At 30.2% G+C, this 15669-nt stretch carries 14 protein-coding genes; 11 read left to right on the top strand and 3 right to left on the bottom strand.

The window, feature by feature from the left end; genetic code table 11:
- On the top strand, window positions 1–219 hold a 219-nt coding region (locus FGQ49_RS06965; protein WP_431731926.1), incomplete at its 5' end, for a hypothetical protein.
- A 66-nt stretch (window positions 220–285) separates the two neighbouring features.
- Complete coding sequence (locus FGQ49_RS06960; RefSeq protein ID WP_138269146.1) at window positions 286–1656, top strand: aldehyde dehydrogenase; 1371 nt, start codon at window positions 286–288, stop codon at window positions 1654–1656.
- 31 nt (window positions 1657–1687) lie between these two features.
- On the opposite strand, the gene FGQ49_RS06955 is transcribed toward FGQ49_RS06960, so the two are convergent.
- The gene (locus FGQ49_RS06955; protein ID WP_138269145.1) at window positions 1688–2389 is read right to left on the bottom strand and encodes a DUF554 domain-containing protein; all 702 of its coding nucleotides are present in this window, start codon (window positions 2387–2389) and stop codon (window positions 1688–1690) included.
- A 174-nt stretch (window positions 2390–2563) separates the two neighbouring features.
- Here FGQ49_RS06955 and FGQ49_RS06950 point away from each other — a divergent pair, with 174 nt between their 5' ends.
- From FGQ49_RS06950 to rpiB, 5 genes are all read left to right on the top strand, one after another.
- Complete coding sequence (locus tag FGQ49_RS06950) at window positions 2564–3559, top strand: ABC transporter substrate-binding protein (RefSeq protein WP_347559330.1); 996 nt, start codon at window positions 2564–2566, stop codon at window positions 3557–3559.
- 17 nt (window positions 3560–3576) lie between these two features.
- Window positions 3577–4338 (top strand): ABC transporter ATP-binding protein, encoded by a 762-nt coding sequence (locus FGQ49_RS06945; protein ID WP_138269143.1) that lies wholly within the window; start codon window positions 3577–3579, stop codon window positions 4336–4338.
- A complete protein-coding gene (locus tag FGQ49_RS06940) occupies window positions 4325–5134 on the top strand; it encodes an ABC transporter permease (protein ID WP_138269142.1) in 810 nt (269 codons plus the stop codon). The genes FGQ49_RS06945 and FGQ49_RS06940 overlap by 14 nt, the downstream gene beginning before the upstream one ends.
- 168 nt (window positions 5135–5302) lie before the next feature.
- A complete protein-coding gene (locus FGQ49_RS06935; protein ID WP_138269141.1) occupies window positions 5303–6373 on the top strand; it encodes an NAD(P)H-dependent glycerol-3-phosphate dehydrogenase in 1071 nt (356 codons plus the stop codon).
- Window positions 6374–6383: 10 nt separating this feature from the next.
- On the top strand, window positions 6384–6842 hold the full coding sequence (gene rpiB / locus FGQ49_RS06930; RefSeq protein ID WP_138269140.1) for a ribose 5-phosphate isomerase B: 459 nt from the start codon (window positions 6384–6386) through the stop codon (window positions 6840–6842).
- A 102-nt stretch (window positions 6843–6944) separates the two neighbouring features.
- On the opposite strand, the gene FGQ49_RS06925 is transcribed toward rpiB, so the two are convergent.
- Together FGQ49_RS06925 and FGQ49_RS06920 are read right to left on the bottom strand one after the other, a co-directional pair.
- The gene (locus tag FGQ49_RS06925) at window positions 6945–7697 is read right to left on the bottom strand and encodes a hypothetical protein (protein ID WP_138269139.1); all 753 of its coding nucleotides are present in this window, start codon (window positions 7695–7697) and stop codon (window positions 6945–6947) included.
- A 9-nt stretch (window positions 7698–7706) separates the two neighbouring features.
- Window positions 7707–9056: a Mur ligase family protein gene (locus tag FGQ49_RS06920; RefSeq protein ID WP_138269138.1), complete on the bottom strand. Its 1350-nt coding sequence runs from the start codon at window positions 9054–9056 to the stop codon at window positions 7707–7709.
- 241 nt (window positions 9057–9297) lie between these two features.
- Between FGQ49_RS06920 and FGQ49_RS06915 the strand changes: the two genes are divergently transcribed.
- From FGQ49_RS06915 to FGQ49_RS06900, 4 genes are read left to right on the top strand one after another with little or no spacing between them, the layout of a single operon-like run.
- Window positions 9298–10437, top strand: a complete 1140-nt coding sequence (locus FGQ49_RS06915) for a CDP-glycerol glycerophosphotransferase family protein (protein WP_171020630.1) — start codon at window positions 9298–9300, stop codon at window positions 10435–10437.
- A 23-nt stretch (window positions 10438–10460) separates the two neighbouring features.
- Complete coding sequence (locus FGQ49_RS06910; protein ID WP_138269136.1) at window positions 10461–11720, top strand: dihydrolipoamide acetyltransferase family protein; 1260 nt, start codon at window positions 10461–10463, stop codon at window positions 11718–11720.
- 13 nt (window positions 11721–11733) lie between these two features.
- Window positions 11734–13095, top strand: coding sequence for a dihydrolipoyl dehydrogenase (gene lpdA, locus FGQ49_RS06905; RefSeq protein ID WP_138269135.1), 1362 nt, complete (start codon window positions 11734–11736; stop codon window positions 13093–13095).
- A 12-nt stretch (window positions 13096–13107) separates the two neighbouring features.
- Window positions 13108–15570 carry an alpha-ketoacid dehydrogenase subunit alpha/beta gene (locus tag FGQ49_RS06900; RefSeq protein WP_138269134.1) on the top strand — a complete coding sequence of 821 codons (2463 nt, stop codon included), beginning with the start codon at window positions 13108–13110 and terminating at the stop codon, window positions 15568–15570.
- Window positions 15571–15669 lie beyond the last annotated feature (99 nt).

The following is a 15669-nucleotide window of genomic DNA, read 5'->3' as shown; positions in this document are numbered from 1 at the left end:
AATGAAGAAAAACTTAAATCAAAAAACATGAGTGTTACAAAAGAACAAATTGAAGAGTATCAAAATAAAAAAGAAGAAAAAAGAATTAAGAAAATAAATAAAAGACAACAAAGAGAGGAAAAAGAAAGAGAAAGACTTAGAAGAAAAAAAGAAGCAAAGCAGCTTAAAAAAGAAGAACAAGAAAAAAAGAATAATGCTAATAAAAATAGCGATAATTAATATTAAATTATAAAAATATACTTATGTATTTAAGTATATTTTTTTGTATAAAATAGTGGTGATAATATGGAAATAAGAGAAAAAATAAAAATTCAAAATAAATTTTTTAATAGCGGCAAGACCTTAGATATTAATTTTAGAATAGAACTTTTAAAAAATTTAAAAAAAGGTATTCTTGAAATGGAAGAAGAAATTTGTGAAGCTATAAAAAAAGATTTAGGTAAAAGTTATTATGAAAGCTATATGTGTGAAATTGGAATGGTTTTAACTGAAATAAACTATATGATAAAACATATAAAGAAATTTAGTAAAATAAAGAAAGTTAAAACGCCGATATCACAGTTTTACAGTAAAAGTTACAAGGTAAAGGTTCCTTATGGTTTAGTTCTTATTATGAGTCCTTGGAATTATCCTTTTATGCTTACGATCTCTCCTTTAGTAGATGCAATAAGTGCGGGAAATGTTTGTGTTGTAAAGCCAAGTGCTTATTCAAAATATACAGGTGAAGTATTAAAAAAGCTTCTTGAAAAATATTTGCCTAAAGAATTAGTAAGTGTTGCTTTAGGAGGAAGAGAAGTAAATAGCTTTTTACTTGATTTAAAATATGATTATATATTTTTTACAGGTAGTGTAAGCGTTGGGAAACTGGTTATGGAAAAGGCAAGTAAGAATTTAACACCCGTAACGTTGGAACTTGGAGGGAAAAGCCCTTGTATTGTTGATGAAAATACAAATTTGAAACTTGCAGCAAAAAGAATAGTATTTGGTAAATTTTTAAATGCAGGACAAACTTGTGTTGCTCCTGATTATTTAATTGTAAAAGAAAATATAAAAGATAATTTTATAGAATTGTTAAAAAAGGAAATATCAATTCAATACGGAGAAAAGCCTCTTAAAAATAAAGATTATGTAAAAATAATAAATGAAAAGCATTTTAACAGAATTGTATCTATGTTAAAAAATGAAGATATAATTTGGGGAGGGAAAGTTGACAGAGCGAATTTAAGAATTGAGCCTGCAATAATAGATAATGTAACATTTGAGAGCGCTTGTATGAAGGAAGAAATATTTGGGCCTATTATTCCTATAATGACGTTTAAAACAAAAGAAGATATTGTAGAAATAATAAACCATAACAAAACTCCATTAGCTTTATATTTGTTTTCTGATAATAAAGCTTTAGAAGATTATATTTTATCAAGAGTTAATTTTGGGGGTGGATGTATAAATGATACTATTGTTCATCTTACAAATGAATATATGGGGTTTGGAGGAGTAGGTAACAGTGGTATGGGAAGTTACCACGGGGAATATGGGTTTAATACTTTTTCTCATGAAAAAAGTATACTTAAAAGAAGCAATTTAATTGATATTAATCTAAGATATCAGCCTTATACAAAGAAAAAAGAAAATCTTATAAAAAAAATTTTAAAATAAAAAGAAGAGTTTGTACTCTTCTTTTTTGTTTTTAAAAAATTAAAGCATATAAAATAGGGATTAAAAGTCCCGGAAGCATATTTAAAACTTTTATTTCTTTTATTTTCATTAAGTCAAGACCGATACATACAATCATTGCATATCCAACCAGACATATGTTATTTATAAGTGCATCAGACAAATAAGGAGATAAATATATTCCAAGAATTGTTATTGCTCCTTGATAAATTAAAACGGTTAAACTTGAAAAATATACTCCAAATCCTAAAGTTGAAGCGAATAATATTGCTATTGTTCCGTCAAGTATTGATTTAGTGAAGAGAATTGTATGATCTCCTATAAGTCCGTCATTTAAAGATCCTATTATTGCCATTGCCCCTGTGCAGAATAAAACCGAAGCAGGAATAAATCCATCTGAAAATCCTTGTATTGAAAGTTTATTTTCTAATTTTTTTATTATCTGATTTGTCTTATAGTCTATATTTAAGATTTCACCGATAAAAGTTCCTATTACCAAACTTAAAACAAGTAATAATACATTATTTGATTGTAGTACTCCGTTATTATCTACTGTAATACTAGAAGTGATTATTCCAAGTATGCCTATTATTACAGTAGAAAGTCCCAGAGCGGTTTTTAAATTATTCTCTATTCTTTTATTTATAAATTTTTTAAAAAGCATTCCTATGGTACTTCCAAATAAAATTGCAATAACATTTACTATTGTTCCCATTTATTACCTCTTTGCCATATTAAGTTATTGATTGCTTTAATTTCATAATTAATATTTGTATCTAATATATTACTATTAAAATTTTTGTTTTTCAATAAAAGACTTTTTATATAAGTACAAAATTAAATAAATCAGCATACTATAATGGTGAATAACAATTTGGGAGGTAGTAATTTGAAAAAGATTATTGGACTTTTAGTTAGTGTGTTAGTTTGTCTGTCTTGTTTTGTTGGATGTGGAAGCAATAAAGATGAAGGACTTACAACCGTAAAAGTCAGCGAGGTTGCACGTTCAATCTTTTATGCACCTCAATATGCGGCGATTAGTCTTGGATATTTTGAAGAAGAAGGAATAAATATAGAACTTACAACGGCACAAGGAGCGGATAAAGTAACTGCTGCAGTTTTAAGCGGAGATAGTGATATTGGATTTTGCGGTCCTGAAGCAACTATTTATGTTATGCAGGGAGGTCAAGAAGATTATTTAATAAACTTTGCCCAAGTAACAAAAAAAGATGGATCATTTTTAGTTGGTAGAGAAGATAGTAAAGGGAATTTTAAATACTCTGATTTAATAGGAAAACATATTATTGCAGGAAGAGCCGGCGGTGTTCCTGAAATGACTCTTGAATATGTACTTAAAAAGAACGGTTTAGATATTAAAAAAGATGTTACATTAGATACATCTGTACAATTTGCAGCTATGGCGGGAACTTTTGTAGGTGGAACAGGTGATTATGTAGCATTATTTGAACCTAGTGCAACAGAGGTTGAAGAAAATAAACAAGGATATGTTCTTAAGTCAATAGGTGAAGAAAGCGGTGAAGTTCCTTATACAGTATATAATGCAAGAAAAGGTTTTATAGAGGAAAATCCCGATCTTATTCAAAGTTTTACAAATGCTGTTTCTAAAGGTTTAAAATATGTAAATAGTGCAAGCAGTGAAGAAATTGCAGATAACATAGCAGAGTTTTTTCCTGATACAGATAAGGATACTTTAGTTAAAGTAATTGACAGATATAAAAGTATTGATGCATGGAATGATACACCTGTTATAACAGAAGATGCTTTTAACAGACTTCAAGAAATTATGACTATGGCAGGACAGCTTGATGAAAAAGCAGCATATAAAGATTTAGTAAATACTACATTTGCAGAGAAAACAAAATAGATAAAGGAGTATGAGCAATGAGAAAACCTTTATTGGAAATTAGAGATTTGGTGAAAAACTTTCATACGAAAAACAGCATAATAACTGCAGTAGAAGGGTTTTCTCTGGATGTATATGAAGGTGAATTTATAGCTTTGGTAGGTCCCAGCGGTTGTGGAAAAAGTACTATTTTATCTATGCTTTCAAATTTAATTAAACCAAGCAGCGGTACTTTTACCATAAGTAAACAAGACCCTACAATAGGTTATATGCTGCAACAAGATGAGCTTTTTCCTTTTCGTACCATATTAAATAACGCATTACTTGGTCTTGAAATAAAATCAAGAGGAAAAATTGATGATAAAGATAAAAAATATGTAATGGAACTTTTAAAAATGTATGGTTTAGAAAATTTCATAAATGCTTATCCAAAACAACTATCAGGAGGAATGAGGCAAAGAGTTGCTTTAATAAGAACTCTTGCTCTAAAACCCGATATACTTTTGCTTGATGAACCTTTTTCAGCTTTAGATTATCAAACAAGACTTGCCGTAAGTGAAGATATAAGTTTGGCTATAAGGAGAAGCAATAAAACCGCAATTCTTGTCACCCATGATTTATCAGAGGCGATTTCTTTGGCTGACAGGGTGGTTGTTATTTCTCAAAGACCGGCAAATATAAAAAATATATATGAAATTAATCTTTCCGTTGATTCTTTAAGTCCAGTTGAAAGGCGTAAAGCAAAGGAATTTGCTGATTATTATGATAAAATATGGAGGGATTTAGATGTGCATATATGATAATTTAAAGAAAAAAGAACATGAAAATTTCTTAAAAAATATAAAAAAAGAAAATTTTATAGTTTTGTTTTGGAAAGTTGCGATTTTAGTATGTTTTGTTTTGATTTGGGAACTAAGTGCAAAAATGGGATGGATTAATCAATTTATTACATCTTCTCCAAGTAGAATTTTTAAAACAATAGTGGATTTAATAAAAACAAACGGGCTTTATAATCACCTCTTTATTACAACGTTTGAAACTGTAATGGGTTTTAGCATAGGTACAATTCTTGGAACGATAATAGCAATGATATTATGGTGGAGTGATAGGCTTGCAAAGATACTTGATCCTTATTTGGTTGTGTTAAATGCTTTACCTAAAGTAGCATTAGGTCCGGTAATAATCGTATGGGCCGGAGCAGGAATGGGTTCTATTTTAATTATGACTCTTGCAATTTCAATTGTTGCAACAATAATAGGTGTATATTCCGGATTTATGCAAGTCGAGGAAGAAAAGATAATACTGCTTAAGACTTTTAATGCAACAAAGATGCAAATTTTTTCAAAAGCAGTTTTTCCTTCAAGTATAGAAAATATAATAAATGCTTTAAAAATAAACGTAGGTCTTTCATGGGTAGGCGTTATAATGGGAGAATTTCTTGTAAGTAAAGAGGGTCTTGGGTACTTAATTGTCTATGGCTCACAGGTATTTAATCTTGATCTTGTTATGGCAGGAGTGGTTATTTTATCGGCTATTGCAGGAATTATGTATTTTTTAGTTTCATTCTTAGAGAAAAAAATCATTAAATATAATTAAAATATATTGAAAAATTTTCACTTATCGTATATAATAAATATAACTTAATAGAAAGTTTTGGAAGAGAATTAGAGAAACCATAACGAAATGCACATGTTACATGTGTTATTATGTTATGGTTTTTTTATATAAAATATAGTAATTAAAATAAAGAGAGGTACATATAATATGGCTAATGTAACAATTCTTGGTGCAGGGGCGATGGGAAGTGCCCTTTCTACTCCACTTAGAAAGAACGGACACAATGTAAACTTATGGGGGACTCATCTTGATACTGAAATTATCGATCAGTTGAAAAAAGACGGAACTCATATAAAACACAAATGTAAACTTGCAGACGGAATTAAGTATTTTTACAATGAAGAACTTGAACAAGCTATGGAAGGCGCAGATTTAGTTATAATGGGTATAACAAGTGATGGTCTTGCAAGCGTGTTTAAAAAAGCAATTCCTTATTTAAAAGAAGGAATGGTTGTAGGTAGTGTTTCAAAAGGTTTTGAATACGATCTTGAACAAAAAGACAAAGTAATTATTCTTCCTGATATTTTAGAACAATTACTTCCTGAAGAATTAAAAGGAAAAATTCCTTTGGTATTTGTTGGCGGACCATGTAAAGCTGTAGAAGTTGTATGGGAATGTCCAAACTCAGTAGATTATGCAAGTAAGGATATTGAAGCAGCAAAATATATGAGGAGTCTTCTTGCAACAGATAAATATAATGTAGGTGTTACAACTGATGTAATCGGACTTGAAATTTGTGCGGCAATGAAAAATGCTTATTCAATCGGTCTTGGAATGGCTGAAGGTTTTAAAGAACTTGAAGGTAAAAACAATAATAACTGTAAAGCAGCTTTATTCACATTTGCAGTTGCTGAAATGGGCGTTTTAACAAAAGCAATGGGCGGAAGTTATGCTTCTGTTATAGGTCAACCGGGTGTTGGAGATCTTGAAATTACATGTGAAGCAGGAAGAAACAGAATTTTAGGTGAAGTTGTAGGTGCTGGGATGCCGGGAACAAAAGCCATAAAGAAAATGAGAGATGAAGATATAACAGTTGAAGGTTATAATGCGATAAAATTTGCTTGGGAACTTGTAGCTCAACTTGAAGAAAAAGGAGTATTAAAAAGAGAAAAACTTCCTTTCTTGGAAGCATTATATGAAATTTTATACAACGATGCTCCATCATATGAAACAATCGTTAAAGTAATGAATAAATGTACAGGTTTTGATTACGAATAGGAGGAAGAATATGAAAAAAATAGTATTAGGTGCAGATGCAGTAGGTTTACTTTTAAAGGATGAAATTGTTAAATTTTTACAAGACGAAGGATACGAAGTAACTGATTTAGGAGTTAAATATGAAAATGATAAAACTTTTTATGCTCATATAGCAGAAAAAGTTGCATTAGCCGTAAGAGATGAAGATTATGACAGAGGTTTATTATTCTGCGGAACAGGTATTGGAATGAGTATTGCTGCCAATAAAGTTCCTGGAGTATGTGCAACTGTTTGTCATGACCCATATTCAGCAGAAAGAGCAAGCTTAAGCAACAATGCACAAATTATCACTATGGGATACAGAGTTATTGGCAAAGAAACAGCAAAAGTTGTTTTAAAACACTGGTTAGACAATGACTTTGAACAAGGTTGTAAGAGTCAAAGCAACGTTGATGAAGTAATGAAGCTTGACGAAAAATATCGTAAATAATTATTTTAATAATTATATATGTTTACCATTTTTTCTTTTTGGTAGGAAAGCCGCTTTTAGCGGCTTTTTTACATATAAAAAAAGAACCTTAATGGTTCTTTTTTATTGTACAGGTTCTTTTTTACTTATAAAGTCTTTTATTGTTTCTTTTGAAGCTTCTTCAATAGAAAAATCTAAATCGATATTTTTAATTTCAATATCTTTTTTATTTGCTATATCTAGTAATATTTCTTTTGTTAACCATGGATTTTTAATAAAAACAGGTCCTAATGCATTTGTATAAATTAAATTATTTTTTCTTGCTCCTTCTTTATGGTTTTTGTCATTTCCAAGTCCGTAGTTTACACTTCCGAAAGGAGTAATTTCATCAGTATTAAAAGTCATGTCAATTGAATTAATTTGGCATGATATTATTTCCATATCTTTACCATCTATATTAGCATTAAATGTTAAATCATCACCATATATCCATTTTCTTTCTGTTGCTTTCATATCAAATACATTTAAGCCTTCTTTTTCTCTTCCGTCTTCAAATTTAATGTTTTTTGCAAGTATTGCACCTGTTGTGCCAATTACAAACATATATTTATTTTCGTTTACGTATTTCTCAAATTCGTCTCTTTGATTATTAAAAGTTTCTACTATTGTGTCCATTACTTTTAATTCTCCCGGAGATAAAAGTATAATATCGAATTTGTCAAAGTCAATTTTTTCGTTTGGGCTGTCAATTCTTGTAGTTTTTAATTCTATACCCATTTCTTTTGCTATTTTCTCAAAAGCAAGAACATTTCCTCTGTCTCCATGAAGGTTTAATATATCGGCATAAAGGTAAGCTAAATTAATTTCTTTTCCCATTTTTTTCTCCTATAAATTGTTTTTCTTAACATAATTTTTAATATCTATAAATGTTTCAAGCCATGTTATTAAATAAACATTTTTACATTCAGCTTCATCTACTTTTTCAAGTATTTTTTCTACATCATCTGTATTTAATATATCTATTTTATCTTTTTCAACACCTTCATAGATAAATCTGTTTGCAGTGTCATAACATACATATTCAGAGAATGCGATATATTTCTTTATATTTGAATTTACAAGAGGTGTGAAATTACAGTCATATGCATAGAATGTGTTTGTATAGTGAGGTGGCTCGTCTTTTATTATACAAAGTCCAAGTATAAATGTTTTTTCTGTTTTATCATTAGCCACTACATCTATGGCAGATTGTAATGTTTCAGGGTTTTCTTGTTTGATTCTTATATATTTAAGTTCCTTATCTTTATACTTAATTGTTTCTATTCTTCCGCCAATGTTAATAAAAGTATTAAATGAATGTTGCATTTGTTCTTTTGTAAGTCCAAGTTTGTCTGCAAGTGCTATAACAAGAGCATAATTATACATCATGAAAGGAACGTTATATGGCATTTTAAATGTTGTTCCATCATAAGTAAAAGTTGCATTTTCAAAATCAACATCTTTCATTTGGTAAACTGGATTATCTTCGCTTTTAAAACCACAGTTTGTACAATTAAAGTTACCTACATTGTCAACATTGTAATAATTAAAGTTGATTTTGTGGTTGCATTTTGGACAAGGCATTGTAACTGCAAGTCTGTCATTATCAACTACAGATCTTTCGTTTCTTTCTACGCTGTAATATGTTATATCATCCGCAAAGTCTTCAAATGATTTACTTCTTGGTTCTTCATTGTTTAAATATAAATGCATATCTTTTGTTACAACATCTTTTATTTTTCTGTAAATAAAGTCAGGGTCAGCATTTCTGTGTACTTGGTCTTTTTGAAGATTTGTTATAACAAGATGTTTTGCAGGAATAACTCTGTGAATGTTTTTTAATGATCTTTCATCTATTTCAAAAACAAAATATTCAGGCTTTAATTTCCCGGTTAAAGTAGAGTTTTTGATTAATGTTGTTGTTATTCCGGCAATTAGATTTGCACCTTCAAGATTTGATGCAACGCTGTAATTGTTTGATTTTAAGACATGGTGTATTAAGTTTGTAGTTGTAGATTTTCCGTTTGTTCCGGTTACAAATATTACTTTATTGTAGTCAATATTCTTAAATCCCAAAGGAAAATTTTTATTAAGCTTTAAAGCTATTTTACCGGGAAGGTCTGTTCCTCTAGTTTTATCAATAATATTAATAAGCAGGATAATCAATTTAGATATTATCATATCAATATAAAACATACATCGTACCTCTTTTTCTTATATTTTACGGTAAATTATTGTATCATAACTATAAAAAAAAGTATAGTGATTATTAATTTGTCTGAAAATTAAATTTTTATTAACTAAAATTAACATGTGTTACATTTGCTTTCGTAAGAAAAATAAAAAAAAGTTATTTTTACTTTTTATCTTTAAAATCTTTGACAAAAGAAACTTTGTAAAGTATAATGTGAATATAACTAGTTTGAAAGGATTTTTTATGAATTATACAGAATACATTTTATCAAATATATTTTTGCATTTATTTTATTATATATTTTACCTAATACCGGTAAATAAACGAAAAATTACATTTGCTTCACCAAGAAATACTGTTTTGGATGGCAATATTAAATATATATATAGAGCTTTATACAAAAAAAGAAAAGATTTAAAATACGTTTTTCTATTTGAACAATACAGCTATTCGTTTGTAGGAAAAATATTTTATTTATTAAGACTTGTACGAGATATTTACCATTTAGCTACATCAAGAGTATTAATAGTGGATAATGCATATTTTCCTGTTCATATAATAAAGCATAAAAAGAAAACAACTGTAATACAAGTTTGGCATGCAGCAGGTGCACTTAAGAAATTCGGTAATGATGCAGTAAACGAAGGGGAAAGTGTTGAAGATAAATTTAGACATAAAAATTACGATTACTGTATTATGGGAAGTGATTTTTCAAAAGAGCATTATGCAACTGCTTTTGGGATGGATGAAGATAAAATTTTGGTTCTTGGAAGTGCAAGAACAGACTTGTTTTTTGATGAAGAAATATTATCAAGAGTAAAAAGAGAATTTTATGAAAAATATCCTAAGCTTAAAGATAAAAAAATTATTCTTTATGCTCCTACATTTAGAGGTAGAGGAAGTGATGCAGAAACTGAACTACATTTAAATATGAAAAAAATGGAAGAAGAGCTTAAAGATTTGGGATATGTTCTTTTGTATAAACCACATTTAAGTGCAAAATCAGAAGAAACTGAAGATAGTGAATTTTTGATTAATCTTGATAAAGAGGATATTTTAAATAAAATAATGCCGGTTTGTGATATTTTTATTACTGATTATTCTTCTGCGATAATTGAATATTCTGTTTTGAGAAAGCCTCTTATACTATATGTATATGATCTTGATGAATATAATGATAATCCTGGATTTTATCAAGATTTTAAAAAAGAAGTAATAGGAAAAAGAGCATATAAAACTGATCAGGTAATAGATATTATCAAAGAAGGTAATTTTGATTTTAGCGAATATGATAAATTTATTGATACACATTTTAAATATAAAGACGGAAAAAGCTCTGAAAGGATTGCTGATTATATTTTAGATAACTTTATAAAAATTTAACATAATATTTTAAGGAGGTAATTATGGCAACGGGCGTAATAATGCCTAGACAAGGGCAATCGGTAGAAAGTTGTATTATTACTAATTGGAACGTAAAAGAAGGAGACAGCGTAAAGGAGGGTGATGTTTTATTTGAATATGAAACAGATAAATCTGCTTTTGAAGAAGAAGCCAATGTAAGCGGAACAATTTTGAAGATTTTGGCAGAAGAAGGTGACGATGTACCTTGTCTTGATATTGTTTGTGTGATTGGCAGTGAAGGTGAAGACATAAGTGAATTTTTATCTAAAGAAGGAAACGAAGTAAAAGAAGAAGTAAAAAACGACGTAGAAGAAAAGAAAGTTGAAGTAGAAAAAACACAAGTTACTTTATCTTCAGTTTCTGGTGAAAACAAAGTTTCTCCAAGAGCAAGAATGCTTGCAGAAGAAAAACATTTAGATTTAGACAAAGCTGTTGCCACAGGTCCAAACGGAAGGGTAATAGAAAGAGATATTTTAACTTTGGCTAAAAATGGATATAAAATCAATAATGAAATTCAACAAGAAGAAAGTTCTATTTTTATTAATGAAAATGTAAACGATACAATAAATGAATATGAAGATATTCCTCATTCAAATGTAAGAAAAGTTATTGCAAAATCAATGCATGCATCTTTAAGCAATATGGCTCAACTTACATTTAATCGTAGCTTTGATACTACAAACATGATGAATTATAGAAAGACTATAAAATCATCAATGGAAAGTTTGGGACTTGAAAAGATTACCGTAAACGACATAATAATGTACGCAGTATCAAGAATTATTTTAAATCACAAGAGCTTTAATGCTCATTATGATGATGAAAAATTGAGAGTATTTAACAATGTTCATTTAGGTATGGCTGTTGATACAAAGAGAGGACTTTTAGTTCCTACAATATTTAATGCAAACAAGATGTCTTTAAATGAAATATCAAAAAGATCAAAAGAACTTGGTTCTATGGCAAGTGAAGGTAAGATAAGCCCTGATTTATTGAGCGGTGCTACATTTACCGTAAGTAATTTGGGTTCTATGGGAATAGAAAGTTTTACTCCAATAGTAAATCCACCTCAAACAGGTATCTTAGGTGTTTGTGGTCTTGTTGATAAAATAAAAGTTGTAGATGGAAATATTGTTCCATATAAAGCAATGAACTTATCACTTACATGTGACCATAGAGCAGTAGATGGTGCTGATGCAGCAAGATTATTAAAGGATTTATGCGAAGCGCTTGAAAATTTCTCTGCTTTGCTTGCTAAATAGGAGGTAAATTTTTATGTATGATGTAATCGTTATAGGTGCAGGCCCAGGCGGATATCTTGCTGCTGAAAGAATATCAGCCGAAGGTAAAAAGACTTTACTTATTGAAAAAGAGCATATTGGTGGAGTATGTTTAAACGAAGGCTGTATACCTACAAAAACATTATTATATTCTGCAAAACTTTATGATGGAGCATTACACGGTGATAAATACGGCATAAGTGCAAAGGATATAACAATTGATCATAGTGCTGTAATAGATAGAAAAAATAAGGTTGTTAAAACTCTTGTTGGTGGTGTTTCTATGGCATTAAAATCAAAAAAAGTAGAAGTTATTATGGGTGATGCTCAAATCAAAGAAAAAAAAGACGGTAAAATTCAAGTAGAAGTAAACGGTGAGATAAAAGAAAGTACATATTTGATTATTGCGACAGGATCTGATAGTGTAAAACCTCCTATTCCTGGAGTAAAAGAAGGACTTGGAAGCGGATTTGTTTTAACAAATAAAGAAATTCTTTCACTAAAAGAAGCTCCAAAGAAATTAGTTGTTATAGGAGGCGGAGTTATCGGTCTTGAAATGGCAAGTTATTTTAACTCTATAGGTTGTGAAGTTACAGTAGTTGAAATGATGGGTAAAATTGCCGGTCCTACAGATATAACAATATCTGAAAGTTTAAAGAAAGAATATGAGAAAAAAGGTGTTAAATTCTATTTAGAATCAAAAGTAACTAAAGTTGATGATAAATTTGTTTACTTTGAAAAGAATGGTGAAGAAAATAAAGTTGAAGCAGACAAAGTATTGTTATCAATAGGAAGAAGAGCAAATATTAACGGAATAGGTCTTGAAAATTTGAATGTATATACCGAAAGAGGCTGTATAAAAGTAGATGAAAAACAACAGACAAATATAGCAAACGTATATGCAGTTGGAGACTGTGTAGGTGGCGTTATGTTAGCTCATACAGCATACAGAGAGGCGGAAGTTGCAGTTAATAATATTTTAGGTAAGAAAGACAGAATGAAATATAATGCTGTGCCAAGTGTAATTTATACCAATCCTGAAATTGCAAGTGTGGGAGAAAGTGAGCAAAGTGCTGAAGAAAAGGGTATTGATTTTATAGTAAAACAACTTCCTATGCAGTATTCTGGAAGATATGTAGCTGAAAATGAAGGCGGAAGCGGAATAATAAAAATAATTGTAGATAAAAAATGGAATACCTTAATAGGTGTTCACATGATGGGAAATTACTCAAGTGAAATTATCTTGGCAGCTGCAACAATGGTTGAAAGTAATATGAATATAGAGGAAATAAAAAAGGTAGTATTCCCTCATCCAAGTGTTGGCGAAATAATAAGAGAGGCAATATTTAGTATATAAGGAGAAAGTAAAATGACTAAAAGTTTATATGTTGACCCAAACGAAGTTAGAAAAAAAGGCACGATAAAATTCGAAGATATAAAAGTTAATGATTATCAAAAAAAGGTTAAAGATGTACTTGATGAATTCTCTACTGATGAATTTAAAAGAATTTACAGAGATATGTGGTATATTAGAGAATTTGAAACAATGCTTAACTTAATAAAAACAAGAAGCGAATATGAAGGAATGGAATATAATAATCCAGGTCCTGCTCATCTTGCAATTGGTCAGGAAGCAGCTTATGTAGGTCAAGCATTTGATTTAACCATTGACGATTATTCTTTCGGTTCTCATCGTTCTCATGGTGAAGTTTTGGCGAAAGGTTTATCTGCCATAGAAAAATTAAGCGATGAAGAATTAACTAAAATAATGGAAGAATTTGATGGTGGAAAAATCTATAAAATAATAAAAGAAAATACAACTTCAACTGATGTAAAAGATATAGCAAGAGAATTTTATTTATATGGATTTTTAGCTGAAATATTTGCAAAAGAAACAGGCTTTTCAAAAGGTCTTGGTGGTTCAATGCATGCTTATTTCTTACCTTTTGGTCTTTATCCTAATAATGCCATTGTAGGGGGCTCTGCTCCTATAGCTACAGGTGCTGCATTATATAAAAGAGCAAATCAGAAAAAAGGTATAGTAATTGCAAACTGTGGAGATGGTGCAATTGGATGCGGTCCTGTATATGAATCAATGAACTTCGCAAGTATGGATCAATTTAGAGAGCTTTGGGAAGATGGATTTAACGGCGGACTTCCTATTATTTATAATGTATTTAATAATAGTTATGGTATGGGTGGTCAAACTAAAGGTGAAACAATGGCTTATGGTATGGTTGCAAGATTAGGGGCTGGGGTTACTCCTAACCAAATGCATGCTGAAAGGGTTGACGGTTATAATCCTCTTGCTGTTATAGATGCATATAGAAGAAAGAGAAAAATAGTTGAAAGCGGAGAAGGTCCGGTACTTCTTGAAGTTGTTACTTATAGATTCTCAGGTCACTCTCCATCAGACTCTTCTACATATAGAACAAAAGAAGAAATTGCTGCATGGGAAGAACAAGATTCAATCGTTGATTTTGGAAATCAAATGGTAGAAGCTGGTGTATGCACTAAGGAAGATTTAAAGGAAATAGAACTTGCAGTAAGAGAAGATATTAAAAAAGCTGTCAAACTTTCAATAGACCCTGAAATATCACCAAGAATGGATCTTGATAATCATCCTGAACTTATGGAAAATATTATGTTTTCTAATGAAAAGATAGTAAACAGAGATGAAAGCAGAGTTCCTGAAATTAATCTTGAAGATAATCCAAGAATAAAAGCAATAGAAAGAAAAGTAAGAAGTGCTTATGATGAAGATGGTAAAAAAGTATCTAAAAACAAAGTTTTTCAAATAAGGGATGGTTTGTTTGAAGCGATAGTTGAAGGTTATAAAAATGACTCTACACTTATTGCCTACGGCGAAGAATGTCGTGACTGGGGAGGTGCTTTTGCAGTATATAGAGGATTAACAGAAGCTCTTCCATATCACAGATTATTCAATTCTCCTATTTCTGAAGCTGCCATAGTTGGAACAGCCGTAGGTTATGCTATGGCAGGGGGAAGAGTTATTGCAGAACTTATGTATGCTGATTTTATCGGTAGATGTGGAGATGAAGTATTTAATCAAATGGCAAAATGGCATGCAATGAGTGCCGGAGTACTTAAGATTCCTGTAATACTTAGACTTCCTGTTGGAAATAAATATGGGGCACAACATTCTCAGGACTGGAGCGGACTTTGCACACATATTCCAGGACTAAAAGTTGTTTATCCAAATACTCCTTATGATGCAAAAGGTCTTATGAATTCAGCACTTAGAGGAACAGATCCTGTTATATTTGTTGAAAGTCAAAAAATGTATGACAAAGGTGAAGAATTTGAAGAAAGTGTTCCAGAAGGCTATTATGAAATAGAATTTGGTGAACCAAGCATAAAGAGAAAAGGAAACGATGTTACAATACTTACAATCGGTCCTACATTATATACAGCATTAGGAGCTGCTGATAAACTTGAAGAATATGGAATAAGTGCAGAAGTAATAGATGCAAGAAGTCTTGTTCCGTTTAACTATGAAAAAGTAATAGAATCTGTTAAGAAAACAGGCAAAATTATTCTTGCATCAGATGCATGTGAAAGAGGTTCATATCTTCAAGATATGGCAAGTAATATTACAAGACTTGCTTTTGATTATCTTGACGGACCTGCTGTTGTTGTGGGAGCAAAAAACTGGATTACTCCTGCGCATGAACTTGATCATACTTTCTTCCCTCAAAGCGATTGGATTATTGACGCCTTTCATGAAAATATAATGCCAATCGAGGGATACACCCCAAAACATAACTTTACACCTACAGAACTTATTAGACTAAATAAGCAGGGTGTATAACAAAAAGCTCTCCTTAAAGGAGAGTTTTTTGTGTTTTTATTATTTGCATTTTTATATATTATAGGTATTATATATTAGGAATATATAACAAAATTTTTT

The organism is Anaerofustis stercorihominis (genome assembly GCF_005844425.1).
GTDB lineage: Bacteria > Bacillota > Clostridia > Eubacteriales > Anaerofustaceae > Anaerofustis > Anaerofustis butyriciformans.
The sequence above is the reverse complement of the archived record's forward strand: the minus strand, read 5'-3'. Positions and strand labels throughout refer to the sequence as shown.